We start from the raw sequence: 12,640 nt of genomic DNA on the forward strand, positions 1-12,640 counted from the left end.
TGGAATGGCAAATCATCCGGTCACGAGCGCCCTTACCTCAATCGGCACATTGACTTCCCGTCCCGCAGCGTTCCTGGTGTTGCTGGCCTATGCAATCCTTTGGATGATTTCCGAGCGACAGAGCTTGGATTGGCATGGAGCCGCTACATTGTTTACTTGGGCGATGACGCTGTTCATCCAGCGCGCGGAGCACCGCGACACTCAAGCGATCCACGCCAAGCTTGACGAGATTCTGCGGTCAGATCACGCGGCTTCAAACATCACGCGGATCGACGATGAAGAGCCCGAGGAGATCGAAAAACATCGCCATCGCCGGCAGCGGGGCGATTGACGTGCAGCCTTTCGGTTCCGTTGCGTCAGGCGCCCGCAAGAAGACCTCCGGTATTGAGCTTTGGCGAAAGGTGCTCATCTATCTGGCCATTGCCACCATCGCCAGCCTGCTCACGGTGTTGATCATAAATCTCACTCCAGAGTCGCGCGTTCTACGATCAATCGTTCCCCATCGGTTCGACGCTACGGATCCCCAATTTTCCAAGACGATGAGCAGCTATTCGCAAGGGCAGATGTTCGGCTCCAATGCGGTCCAAACTCTCATCAACGGGGACGAAATATTTCCGTCAATGCTGCAAGCAATCGGGGCGGCTCGATCCAGCGTCGACATCGAGACATATATTTATTGGTCGGGAGCCATCGGCTACGAGTTCGCAATCGCATTGGCGGCCAAGGCCAGCGAAGGCGTCGAAGTCCGCGTGAACGTCGACGGGGTTGGCAGCCTTCCCTTCGACGAGGACTTGATCCACATCATGACCACGGCCGGTGTGAGGTTCGAACGCTATCGGCCGCTACGCTGGTATACGTTGGACCGTGTAAACAACCGAACTCATCGCAAGCTGCTGATCGTCGATGGCCGGGTCGCTTTCACTGGCGGGGTCGGCATTGCCGATAATTGGCGCGGGAACGCACGCAACTCAAATGAATGGCGCGACACGCACTACCGGATCGAAGGACCCGCCGTGGCCGCATTCCAGGCGGCGTTCGCCGAAAACTGGCTGGAGACGACCGGCGAGACATTGCAGGGCGCGAAGTTCTACCCTGCAGTTGCGCCCGCTGGTGGGCTCGATGCCCAACTAATACTTTCTTCGCAGCCAAACGGCTCGGAGAACATGGAGTTGATGATGTTGGCGGCAATAGCCGCGGCCAAGGACCATCTGCGCATCGGCATGGCCTACTTCGTGCCGGACGACATAGCCCTGCAGCAGATTCTTGATGCAAGGAGGCGAGGCGTCTCGGTCGATATCATCGTTCCCAATTGGCTGACGGATGTGCCTATAGTGCGAAAGGGTTCACGTTACTTCTGGGGCGAATTGCTCAAGGCCGGTGTGCGCATCTTTGAGTTTCAACCCACAATGTACCATCCGAAGCTTTTGATCGTCGACGATGTCTGGGTGAGCTTTGGCTCGGCTAATTTGGATGAGCGTTCCTTGCGCCTCAACGATGAGGCCACTCTGAATGTCTACGGCATGGAATTCGCGCGGACGCAAATAGACGTTTTCAACGAGGACCTGAAACGATCAAGGCAGGTCAGTGTGGAAGAATGGCAAGCTCGTCCGCTAAGCGAAAAGGTCACCGACTACTTTGCGAGCAGGTTTCGCTCCCAGCTTTAATGGCGAGGTGCGGAGATGCAAAGTCCCCGCGATTGCTCGCGATTGGTATTGATAGACGCTCTTGGTCGAAGTTAAACGCCGCGCCGCTTTACGGCTTCTCTTTTTGAGAGCCTGAATGGATTTCGATGAATTTGCGGTTGCGCCGGCGACGACTCCACCAGATGCTGTGCAAGCCTTGCTTGTCTCAGCCGCGCCGTCTTCTCGGCGCGTTCGGCTCGTTCAGCGTCCAGCATCTGTTGGCTGATACGTTTGGCGCGGTCGTATCTTTCCTTGTCGTGATTGCGAGTCACGGACACCTCCTAGCCAGCAACAAAAATCCTGCGAACCTTTTGGTGACACGCGGCTTGCGTTGGCTGGGACCGGGCGTGATGGCTTGTGCGAGGCGAGCCTCCTTCAACCGCGCCGTCTTGGCGGCGCGCTCAGCACGTTCCTTGTCGACAATGAGTGCTGCAGCTGATGTGGTCTTCTCGTTGCGACCGTCATCATTGGTCCGCGGCATCTCAGCGCCTCGCCTTAATTCTTATCGCCCGCGGTGCCATTTTGTACCCGGGTCGTGCTCTAACCTGGTCTATCGTCCTCTTGGCGGAGCTTTTGCCTGCATGAGCCGGCTTCTTGCGCAGGTGGTTGTCGTTGTCCGCTCGTGGGATGGCCATCTCGGTTCTCCTATGCGGGCCCAACTTCGAAATGGCGGAAGTGTTCCCAGCCAACTCGCAAGTTGCTGGGCTATTTTTCGGATGCAGCGGCGGATCCCAAGGCATGCGATCCGAGCCTGGCGTCGTTTGCCAACTCGCGTCCAGCGATTGATAACGACCCACCTTGCAGGTGCGCGAATGAGCAGCGGGACTGCTCGAGGCAGGTTCATAGCTGATTTCACGCTTGGAACACGTTGTCGGTCTTTAGGTTGTCCAAACGGCGTGATGCCGCAGGTGTCTACGATGAACTTTCCTCGCGACGCGATGGTTCAGACTTTGCTGCAGCAAGGGATCCCGCGGAAACGCATAAGCTCGGCATTGCAGGGAATTCGGCGCTAGGGTCGTTGAACCACTACCGGGTGTGTCTGCAGTCAACCTTACAGGCAGCCGCAAGTCCAGACGAGGAGCACGGTTCCAAGCGCATACGGGACAAGAAGCAAACCTATCGACACCCAGAAAGCCGGCTCTGCCAAGGCGGCCATGTCCTTGCGAAACTGCTCCATAGGGCTACCCCGACAACTTCGACAAACGAATAGAGCTAACCTGATAAAACCTATGGCCCGCTTTTGGCATCTTCGACCTCCAGCGCATCCATGACGGCTGCCACATCGCTGGCTTCTCCGTCGACGCCACCATGCACCCCAGTTCCGGCATTCTTTAGTGCTTGCTCGATCGCATCTTCAATGTTTCCAAGCTCGTCCTCACGCACCTCGCGACCATAACCGGCCGCTTCGGCATCCTGCTCGAATTGCTGGGCCAGCACGGCGAAGCTGACTTCCTCTTCGCCAGCCAGAGTGCCGACATTCTCCTGCAGCCAGTTTTCAAAAAATTCTTTGGTCGCGTTCATCTGATAACTCCTCCGCCGGGTTAAGCGCGGCGGCGATCCGAAGTTCCGCCATGCCGTCACTTTCCCAATCAGCAAGGGCTATGCTCAGGATAGGCTTGGCTGATCATCTTACGAAAAGACGCTCGTGCGCTGACATTCATGGAAGACAGCCTGAACTTTCAGGGGTTCACATGGACCGGCCGCTTCATTTGGTCTTTTGCGCATCCGGCGCAAACAGGGCCTGCCCCGCCAGCTTCGCGTGCAATGCGCGGGCCAGGTCAAGATGTTCCAGCACCGTCGGCAGCTTTTCGGAGGCGAAGCGCTGAAGCGCTGCATCCTCGCCCGAGCCTATCTCCCAAGCCAGGAGTTGCGCCGTCTTTTGGTGATCGACGATCTGCGCTCCCAGGTAAGCCAGCTCAAACGCGGTGCCGTCGAGTTTTTCGAGATCGGAACGGATTTTTTTGTGATCTGGGTCGAGCCCTTCGGGAAGTGGAATTTTGCTTTTATCTGCCACGGATTTCAGCTGCTCATTGGCCTTGTCGTGATCATCGACCATCCGATTTGCAAATTCCCGAACCCCATCGTGACTTGTCTTTCCAGCCGCGAGCCGACCTAGCTCTATCTCGGACCTGCCGCCTACCATAATCAGCTGGGCGAAAAGCCGATCCTGATAATTCGTCTGATGCGGTGCTGGAACTCCAGGCTTCTCCATACTCGTATCGGGAGCAAGGCCGGCTGGATTGCCGATTTGCGCCAGCGCACAGCAGGGCGACAATGCCAGGGCTACTGTCATTACGGCAGCACGCATGATGTCCTCCATTCAGTACCGAATTAACCTTCGGCCGCGGTTTCCCCGGTGCTCTAGAGCGTGAGCAGATAGGCCACCAATGCATCCTTTTCCGATTGGTCGAGCTTCGTTCCGAGCACCAGGTTGAAGAACTCTACGGTATCGCCCAGCGTCATTAGGCGGCCGTCATGAAGATAGGGCGGAGAATCCTTGATCCCGCGCAACGTGAAGGTCTTGATCGGTCCATCCGGTATGGCAACCTGATCGTTGAACGTCTGGCCAACTTTGTAGAATCGCTCAAGCTTCAGATCGTGCATGTTGTTGTCCATGAAGGACAGACTTGGAACATGACATTCGCCGCAGCGGCCCTTTCCCATGAACACCTGCTCGCCCTTGATCTCCAGCGCATTGGCGGCAGCCGGGTCAAGTCGTCCGAACGGATCGAGCTTCGGTGCCGGCGGAAAATCGACGATGTTCTGCATCTGCGCCATCATCGCAACCTGGTTGGGCCGATCCGGCAGATTCACGCCCTTGCGGGTGGCGCTCACGTGATCGCCGTTGAAATAGGCAGTGCGCTGTTCGAACTCCGTAAAGTCCTCCACGGAACGCAGCGAGCGTTTGGACCCGTGGATCTGCTGGTTGAACAAGCCGCGCAGACTGGTCGTGTCGAGCCGGAAGCGCTCGGCTTGCGGCCGCACGTCCGGGGTAAGGTGAAACGCCGCGTTGGTGTGGAAATTGGAATGGCAATCGAGGCACGCCACACCCGTGCTTTGCATCGCTACCTTCCTGTCCTCGGTCTGATTGAATTCCTCCTGCGGAAATGGCGTCAACAGCAGACGAAGCCCTTCCATCTGCACGGGCGTGATGATGCCGTTCATGTATTCATAGAAGTTGCGTATCGTCAGCAGATCACCTCGCGACACATCGCCAAGCTCCGGGTGCGTGGTGAGAAATATTGGAGGTGGAAATTCCGGCGTAAGATAATCCGGCAGGTCGAAATCGACATCGAAGCGACGCAGATCCCGTCCTTCATCAGCGCCGATCTCTCTTATCTGACTTTCAGGAAAGACCTGACCTCCAGTGGCCTGCTTGACGTGCGGCAACGGCAGGAAACCTTGCGGCAACAGACCACGATCACGAATTTCCTGAGGAGTTTTCGCTGCCAAGCTGCTCCAGGTTTCGCCTGCCGGGCAGTTTCACTCGCGAGCCTTCTTGCACAGCTTTGCGCCCGCCCGACATCATGACGCCCCGCATCGGCCGGTCAGCCAGATCGTAACGTCTCTCAAGCAGGCCGCGTTGCCGTTGTGTCACTGCCGGTTTTTGCGCTTCGTCAGTCTCCTTGACCGCGGAAAAAGGCAAGCTTGGCAATGGACGATATGTCAAATCCGGCGGCAGCGGGTCCGAAGCAACATTGAGCGCGAATGTCGCAGCCCCAAGCAGGACTGGCAAACCAAGATTGAAGATACGCGACATATCTCCTCCCCACAGCGTTGAATTTGACCCCAACCAGTGCGCGCCAGCTTTGTTCCCGAGCTTTGGAAAAAGCCGATCAGCCGCCGACTGGACAACGCAACGCATGATCGTCCCACGCTCGGCTTCTCGGTGATCACCGGTGTCGCTGTTTTGGAGATGCGTCGATCTGCGTGCCTGAACGCGGACCACGATTGTGCTGCTCGAACTATTGCCCGCGATCTCGCCATTTTCTGGCTGATGACTGCACGCCCGCCGATCGACTGGTGCCCTGTAACCCTGCGAAGCTATTCTATCCCGACAGTTCGGATTGAATAACCTCATCGGTTGGCGACCCATCAGACGTGACTGCGCTTTTGACCTGGTCCATCCCGAACTGAGCGACCTGAACCATCATAGCCTTGGCCTTTGCGATGAGTTCGTCGTCGGGAAGACTATGCCCGGCCTGCAGGGTGACTGTAATACACTCGCCTCCCTCCCCGCGGAATTCCACGACCGGTGCCTGGTCTCGGCTGACGACAATTTCCATCATCTGCATAAGAACCTCCTCCTCGCTTCGACTGTAGCGGCCAGCCGAAACTAAACGCACGGCCGTCTAATCCTTGACATAAGCCCCAGGCTGACGACCGCCTCTGGGCGCCTTGGCGTCTTTCGAACGCTCGGCGATCGCAGGACCTGCTCCAGAGGTTTTCTCTGCGGCCGGTGAAGGTGTCGCCTGCTTTGGCGGGGTCCTGCCGCCCGATTTTTCGGGGCGGGGTGATATGCCAACTGAAGAATTGTCTGAAGAAGTCATGGCCCGTTTCCTTGGCTGCGAAATTCCATTACCAACCTGCGAAACGCCGTGACGTTCCATCGTGAATAGATCTCCCGTGACGTTCCATCGTGAAAACAAGATCTCCGCTGGTGAACCTGGGGCCACGCTGAGGCGCATCAGCAACGAGCTGTTTTTCGCAAGATAAACGGTAAATGCAGACAGTTCGGGCAAGACACAGCTTGGCCTGACACATGGCAGCGTGGCAGCAGAATACGAGCCGACACGAAACTCTAGAGATACCCATCGCCGAACGCGGTGACGGCAACAGCTTCGGTCATTCTGCAGAATGCGTTTCAGCGCCGCGGCAATGCCCATCGCCCGAGGTCCAGGAGCCTGAATCCAGCGCCGACCAGCAAAAGGCTCGCGATACAGGCCGAGGCCGCAGCTCAACCGATGAGGAACAATATCTCCCTTTGAAAGTTCTGGCCGACCCGTGAAGGAGAATGAAAAATGTCAGAATCGCGCGAATGGCTTGTCCAATGGCTTAGGGATGCTCACGCTATGGAGGAGCAGGCCGAGACCATGTTGAATGGGCAGCTGAACCGAATTGAGAACTATCCTGAGCTCAGCGACCGGATTCGCCAGCACGTTCAGGAGACCAGACAGCAGGCTGCTCGGCTGGAAACTTGTCTCGACCGCATCGGACAAGGATCTTCCACATTGAAGGATGCCGGCGGCAAGCTGACGGCAATGGCGCAGTCGCTCAGTGGGGTCTTCGCCGGTGACGAAGTGATGAAAGGATCGCTTGCAAGCTACACGTTCGAGCACATGGAAATCGCCTCCTACACAATCCTTATCGCCGCTGCCAAATCGCTAGGTGAAGCAGAGGTCGCCCAGGTCTGCGAAGAGAACCTGCGTGAGGAAGTCGCGATGGCGGACTGGCTGAAAAGCCATATTCCAGCGACAACCGAACAGTTCCTCGCGCGGACCGACTCGGAGAGTGAGAACGCCAAGCGTTGATCGGTCGGTCATTTGCCGAATAAGAGATCGCGCGTTGCGCCGAGCTCGGCGCAACGCGCATTGAGGTTGAGGCGTTACCGGTGTGAAAGGCACTTCGAAGGAAAGGCAGTTTTCGTCAGTTTCTCCGTGCCGCGATTTAGCATCCCGACATGCAGGTCGAGCCAAGGACATCTCCATCTTACTCAAGAGCCAGGCGAAGCACGTCATGTGCGGCAAGATGTTGAGGGCCGGAATTGAACATTGAAATTCCGGACGGAGCTCTCTGCTATGCGGCCGTTTCTTGAGAGCTCGCCGAACTGCCGTTTACCCCGATAGTTCCTATTGCTCGCTGTTTTGCGACACTTCCCCATCCCCAACCATCTCCGCCAGCCGGCTGAGGAAGTCCATCAAAGCAGCTTGCGGCTCGTCGATTTCGCCGACGACGACCGAAATGCCCCAACGCCCAAGAACGGCCTCCTCCACAGGGTTTCGGCTGGTCATGAGGATGAACGAGGGCGGGCGATCTTTCTCATAGCCGGACCGATGCCACGTCTGCCAGAGACGGTGCAACAGCAACCGAATATTTGGGTCGGAAAGGCTATAGCCAATGAAGAGGATCGTGCTGCCGAGTGCATCCGAGCGAAAACGCACGTCCAGCGGAGAATTGAAGGACAGGCGATCGAGGTAGTCCGTTTCGGTGAGGACGAGGGACGAATCCTCGTCGAAATCACCATGGAACTTGACGATGTGGGTAACGCCTTGGCGGGCCTGCGCTACATCGCGTGCATTGGCCACTTTCACGTAGTCCCGGCCGTATATCTCATAAGCCAGTTCTAGGTTCCGGTCATAATTAGTTGTGTAGATGACAGGGAAGTCGAGCCTCACGATGAGACGATGCAACTCGGATTTCTCGATCCGGTCCTTGGGGACGGACCAGTTTCTGTCCATCCAACTGCGAAGTGGCCCGATGCTGCCATGCTTGATCCGATAGTACTCGGCCAGGGTTTGAAAGCGATCGCGTCGCGTGGAAAATTCGTCGTCGACGCCGAGCTCCTTTGCCATTCGCTCTATCAGCTTCTCCCAGGAGGGTAGTCCAACACTGATCGACACCCCTGCCCCAACAAACAGAATTGCGCTGCGATGGCGAATTGCGTTGGCGAGCGAATCTACAGGGTCATCGTTCATCAAGTCTTTTGAGGCCACCCGCGCAGGTCGACCCTCCTCCCTCACATCTGGTCGTTGTTAGGCTGCTTGGTGATCCCCACCTGCCTGGCCAGTTCGGAAAACGGTGGCACACTCGCTTCGAACTGCTTGGTGTTAGCCAGCCGCAAAAGACGCAAAGGGAAACACACTGCGTCGCGGTTAGCCGGCGACATATCCTCGAAGAGGCGCTCATCAACCGTGAACGAGGCTTCCGCGTTTTTCAACGCCGTGTCGATATCATCGACAGAGAGAAGGCCTTTGCGGACCAAGGCGTTATTAACGGCCGCGACCGCCATGAGCAAACCTTCCAATTGCAGGTTGGCGACGTTCATGGGCCATGTCCTTCATATCATTGGAAGCCCGTCGATAGATAATCCTGCTCCGGAGGCGTTGTGCCGTGCCGGTGATGGGGTTGCCGCTTGCCAGAGCGCTTCGGCTGCGCGGCGGCGCCGGGATCGGCATCTGGTGGCGCCATGGCTTGGATCTCCGCTGGGCTGCTGGACAACTCTCCACATGCCTCGAGGTTCCGGATCGCCATGGCAAGCTTGCAAGGTAGAGGCAAGGCTTCAGCGGGAGCCACCCAGCGTGTCTGCCGGCGAGCCATGCGCGGGAAAACTCGCGGATGGAACCGGAATACCACATCCGAACTCAGGGCTGTTGAAGTACCGTTCACCGTAGCCACGCGCAGGCCGAGCCGCCTTCGGCAAAAGATGCCGGCCGCGTGCCGCTCGTAGCCAAAAGCAACCGTTGCAAGGCGTTCGGCAACTTTAAAGCTCCGACTGTGCCTCCGGGATGGGCCATATAGAAACGACCAAGCTGATGCCTGCTAAGGTCTCGGGATCTCGTTTTATCGACGACATCAGGCTGCCGCGCTCGGCAGATCAGCAGATCCGATGGATGGGAACAACCCGGCACGGTGATGGTTCGGTGGCATCAAAGGTGATAGAGAACGATGGGTAAAAAGCCCAAACAGCACACAGAAGCCACGGCGGATCGTGAAAAGGCGATCGAAGCGCTCTACTTTGCGCGCAAGTGCGGCCTCACCAAGGAAGAGGCACTCAAGATGTTCAGGGAAGCCCAAATCAGGATCCATGATGGACCCAAAAGGCGCTCCGGCAAGCGAACTTAGAAGCGTTCGTCGAGCGCTCGTCTCAGCCAGCGGCGGCGCATGATCTTCTTCACCTCCGACACGCATTTCAACAATCCCCGCATTCTGCGGCTCGACCCCCGCCCCTTCAGTTCATTGGCGGCGCATGACCAGGCACTGACTGAACTTTGGAACGAGACTGTTGCTCCAAGCGACGAGGTTTGGCACCTCGGCGACTTTGCCAAGGGATCGGCGGAGACAGTGTCTTCGCTGCTGTCCTGCCTCCATGGCACCAAGCACCTGATCATCGGCAACAACGACGGCGTGGTAACGCTCCGCGCTTCGGCTTGGGCTAGCGTGCAACACTACAAGGAGCTGACGGTCGAGGGCCGTTTCTTGGTTCTTTGCCACTACCCGTTCCGCACCTGGAACCAGATCGGCAAGAAATCGATAAACCTGCACGGCCATTCTCATGGCCGGCTGAAGCCAATGACGCGGCAACACGACGTCGGCGTGGACGCCTGGGATTTTCGCCCCGTCACTTTTGCTGCCATACAGGCCAGGCGGCGCCGCCGAGGTTAGCGCAGCAGATGGTCGAACGATCGACGTCTTTACGTGGTGATGCTAGCCGCAAACAGGAATCCAGAAATCCTGCCCCTGGGGTATTGCAGCCTTGCCTGGAACGCACCGCGAGTAAACCGGACCGAGGAGCGCCCCACCCGTCTGCACAGCCGTCACAACCTTTGGGACAGGCGCCGACCCCCGTCGTCACCCCGGCGGCGCGCCACTGGCGCCCAATCGTTCATCCACCTCGCTTGAAACGAGCTTCAATCGCCGTCCTTGGCGATCTCAGTGCCACATTCTCTCTCTAAGCCACTTAAGAAACCTGTTCCCTCCAATCGACCGGCGGACTCTAGCGGCAGCCCACTGCCCTCTGAACGTGGTTCCGACATGGCAACTGCAGACGATGTCATGCAACTCACCGTCAGACAGTTCAAAGAAGCGCTTTGCTTCCCCATAGGTGTCGTCCTTCATGCCTAACGCACGCAGTAGCGGGTCCTCGAAGGCCACTGTAATTGGCGAGCCCTCACCGCGTGCTGCGTCGCGGGCTTCCCGCTTCAGATACTCAGTGCCGGTAAGGGCTCTCAGGCGTCGCTCGGGATGTTGTGCCAGCAACTCTGCCCAGCGCTCAATACGCTGTTGCCGGGTCATGATCGGGTATGTCGAGAGGGGTTCTACTTCTGCAATTGTCTGCAATTGACTTAGAGTTTGGTGTTCCATCGTCGGCTCCTTTTGATCGAAGTCCCTTCCCCACAAAAACTATCGCGCGCCTACGCACTGACAAGAGCCGGTAAGGCGGCCACTTGCCCGACATGGATTGCGAAATGACAAAAACAGCGCATTGCTCCGCCGGCGCGCGAAACGATATCTCATCCCAAATCAGACCGAAGCCGTTCAGAACGAACAGCTCGCCACCCGCCCACAACAACAATTTAAATTAGTAACGCCTTATGGAACTTTGGGGTTGGCGTTTCATTTCATCGGCATGGAGGCCACTGTAATCCAGTGAATTGGATCTCGAGACAGGCACAAGGCCGACAAGGCGCCCCTTCCACGTAGCTTGAGCCAACCAAAAGAAAGACCTGCTTCGCGGTTCGGCGCGTCCGCCATTTCTGACAAAATCGATGTCCGCTTCCAGGCCGGCAAACACACAACCCAAACGACAGGAATGAGGGCGCTTTGCGGACATTCGCATAAGCCCAAAACTGGACCTACATCGAGCCGGCCTATCAACCTGCTGCTGGGCATATTCAACAGCCTGTCGGAGCGCGTGCAGGGCAAGATCGGCGTCCCGTGCCGAAGGGCTTAAAGAAAGACAAGGCCGAGAGGATCAAGCCAGGCTTGGTCGGCCGGGTCAAGTTTTTCTGAAGGGCGAAGAAAAACTGCGCCATGCAAAGCTGCTGGACTACCGTGAAGAATAACTAACATTGGCGAGGGTACTGCCAACGTTGAGGAACAGAACCGTGTGCCTGACGTTGTGCCGGATCAACGTCTAGGAGAAACGGCATGGTGGCGCCACGCGCGGTCTGGAAGGGCTTTCTGAGGGTCGGTTCCGTGTCATGCGGGGTAAAGATAGTGGGTGCCACAAGCGAGGCAACCAAGATCGACTTCAAGATTTTGAACCGCAAGGACGGTTTACCCGTTAAAAGCGCCTATGTCGATGAAGAGACTGGCGACGTTGTCAAAGCCGAGGATCAGATCAAAGGGTATGAGGCGGACAAGGATGATTTCATCCACGTCGAGCCGGACGAGTTAAAGAAACTGAAGCTGACGTCACAGCATACACTTGACGTCGATTCCTTCGTTCCGGTTGCCGAGATCGACACACGTTATCTCGAGAAACCATACTACTTGATCCCGGCAGACGGCGCCTCCCTGGAGGCCTTTGCCGTCCTGCGCGATGCGATGGCCAAGAAACGCGTTGCGGCACGCTCCTGCGTCGTACTCTATCAGCGCGGGCGCGAAGTGTTGATACAGCCCCTTGGAAAAGGGATGTTGCTGACCGAGCTACGGACCCACAATGAGATGACATCGGAAGACACCGTCTTCGACGATGTGAAGAGCGCAAAATATGATTCGGATTTGCTCGAAATCGCGGGGCTTCTCATCGACAAGAAGGTGACAAAGTTCGATCCTTCGAAATTCGAGGACACCTACGAGGACGCGTTGATTGCCATGATTGACGCCAAGCGCAAGGGCAAAAAACCCCCGAAACCGGTACCGAAACCCAAGGAGAACGTGGTCGACTTGGCCTCAGTTCTTCGAAAGAGCCTCGCCAAGGAAGGGCTCGGCCAAGATCGGCCAAAGGCCAATAGCCGCAAATCAGCTTAGGTGCTGGAACCGGCACTCGTTCGTTGCTCATCCATATCGCTTGCCGAGAAGCGGAGCCTTGAGCGCGTCTAGCTGATCCTGAAGGCGGCCTTTCTCCACGATCATTCCCTCAGGGCCTTCGCAAACGGCACCGTGCACTGCTCCGTTGCCTCGCTAGACAGATTCACCACTAGCATTTTCGGGAAGGGCCGCGCTCGTGTCCGCACCGTCTGACTGGCGCGTAACATGCTGTGTAACAATCGATTCTTAGATTTCTTGATTTGCTT

The 12,640-nt window shown here is 57.1% G+C and carries 13 protein-coding genes and 1 pseudogene; 5 read left to right on the plus strand and 9 right to left on the minus strand.

The window, feature by feature from the left end; genetic code table 11:
- Window positions 1-4 precede the first annotated feature (4 nt).
- Window positions 5-331, plus strand: a complete 327-nt coding sequence (locus NKJ00_RS18645; RefSeq protein ID WP_352630705.1) for a low affinity iron permease family protein — start codon at window positions 5-7, stop codon at window positions 329-331.
- Window positions 276-1,664 (plus strand): phospholipase D-like domain-containing protein, encoded by a 1,389-nt coding sequence (locus tag NKJ00_RS18650; protein WP_352630707.1) that lies wholly within the window; start codon window positions 276-278, stop codon window positions 1,662-1,664. The genes NKJ00_RS18645 and NKJ00_RS18650 overlap by 56 nt, the downstream gene beginning before the upstream one ends.
- Before the next feature lie 71 nt (window positions 1,665-1,735).
- Here the strand turns inward: NKJ00_RS18650 and NKJ00_RS18655 are convergent, their stop codons facing one another.
- The 5 genes and pseudogenes from NKJ00_RS18655 to NKJ00_RS18675 all read right to left on the minus strand — a co-directional run bounded on the left by NKJ00_RS18655 (window position 1,736) and on the right by NKJ00_RS18675 (window position 5,977).
- Window positions 1,736-1,954 carry a hypothetical protein gene (locus NKJ00_RS18655; protein ID WP_352630710.1) on the minus strand — a complete coding sequence of 73 codons (219 nt, stop codon included), beginning with the start codon at window positions 1,952-1,954 and terminating at the stop codon, window positions 1,736-1,738.
- A gap of 955 nt (window positions 1,955-2,909) precedes the next feature.
- Window positions 2,910-3,203: a DUF768 domain-containing protein gene (locus NKJ00_RS18660; protein ID WP_128305828.1), complete on the minus strand. Its 294-nt coding sequence runs from the start codon at window positions 3,201-3,203 to the stop codon at window positions 2,910-2,912.
- 184 nt (window positions 3,204-3,387) lie between these two features.
- Window positions 3,388-3,990 (minus strand): DUF4142 domain-containing protein, encoded by a 603-nt coding sequence (locus NKJ00_RS18665; RefSeq protein ID WP_128305829.1) that lies wholly within the window; start codon window positions 3,988-3,990, stop codon window positions 3,388-3,390.
- A 53-nt stretch (window positions 3,991-4,043) separates the two neighbouring features.
- Window positions 4,044-5,537, minus strand: a pseudogene (locus tag NKJ00_RS18670) (cytochrome B6).
- A 194-nt stretch (window positions 5,538-5,731) separates the two neighbouring features.
- Window positions 5,732-5,977 carry a hypothetical protein gene (locus NKJ00_RS18675; protein ID WP_352630712.1) on the minus strand — a complete coding sequence of 82 codons (246 nt, stop codon included), beginning with the start codon at window positions 5,975-5,977 and terminating at the stop codon, window positions 5,732-5,734.
- Between the two features lie 726 nt (window positions 5,978-6,703).
- On the opposite strand from NKJ00_RS18675, the gene NKJ00_RS18680 reads away from it, so the two are divergent.
- Window positions 6,704-7,213, plus strand: a complete 510-nt coding sequence (locus NKJ00_RS18680) for a ferritin-like domain-containing protein (RefSeq protein ID WP_023811902.1) — start codon at window positions 6,704-6,706, stop codon at window positions 7,211-7,213.
- Between the two features lie 318 nt (window positions 7,214-7,531).
- Here NKJ00_RS18680 and NKJ00_RS18685 read toward each other — a convergent pair whose 3' ends face one another.
- The 3 genes from NKJ00_RS18685 to NKJ00_RS18695 all read right to left on the minus strand — a co-directional run bounded on the left by NKJ00_RS18685 (window position 7,532) and on the right by NKJ00_RS18695 (window position 9,488).
- Window positions 7,532-8,377, minus strand: coding sequence for an SIR2 family NAD-dependent protein deacylase (locus NKJ00_RS18685; protein WP_050592710.1), 846 nt, complete (start codon window positions 8,375-8,377; stop codon window positions 7,532-7,534).
- A gap of 41 nt (window positions 8,378-8,418) precedes the next feature.
- Window positions 8,419-8,727 carry a hypothetical protein gene (locus tag NKJ00_RS18690; RefSeq protein WP_352630714.1) on the minus strand — a complete coding sequence of 103 codons (309 nt, stop codon included), beginning with the start codon at window positions 8,725-8,727 and terminating at the stop codon, window positions 8,419-8,421.
- Between the two features lie 527 nt (window positions 8,728-9,254).
- Window positions 9,255-9,488, minus strand: coding sequence for a hypothetical protein (locus NKJ00_RS18695; protein ID WP_352630717.1), 234 nt, complete (start codon window positions 9,486-9,488; stop codon window positions 9,255-9,257).
- 75 nt (window positions 9,489-9,563) lie between these two features.
- Between NKJ00_RS18695 and NKJ00_RS18700 the strand changes: the two genes are divergently transcribed.
- Entirely contained in the window at window positions 9,564-10,064 is a 501-nt protein-coding gene (locus NKJ00_RS18700; RefSeq protein ID WP_352630718.1) for a metallophosphoesterase family protein, read from the plus strand.
- 267 nt (window positions 10,065-10,331) lie between these two features.
- On the opposite strand, the gene NKJ00_RS18705 is transcribed toward NKJ00_RS18700, so the two are convergent.
- Entirely contained in the window at window positions 10,332-10,763 is a 432-nt protein-coding gene (locus tag NKJ00_RS18705) for a hypothetical protein (RefSeq protein ID WP_352630721.1), read from the minus strand.
- Between the two features lie 786 nt (window positions 10,764-11,549).
- Here NKJ00_RS18705 and ku point away from each other — a divergent pair.
- The gene (ku, locus tag NKJ00_RS18710) at window positions 11,550-12,374 is read left to right on the plus strand and encodes a non-homologous end joining protein Ku (protein WP_352630724.1); all 825 of its coding nucleotides are present in this window, start codon (window positions 11,550-11,552) and stop codon (window positions 12,372-12,374) included.
- The last annotated feature ends 266 nt before the right edge of the window (window positions 12,375-12,640 follow it).

It is taken from the genome of Mesorhizobium sp. M0227, from assembly GCF_040321855.1.
Taxonomy (GTDB): Bacteria; Pseudomonadota; Alphaproteobacteria; order Rhizobiales; family Rhizobiaceae; genus Mesorhizobium.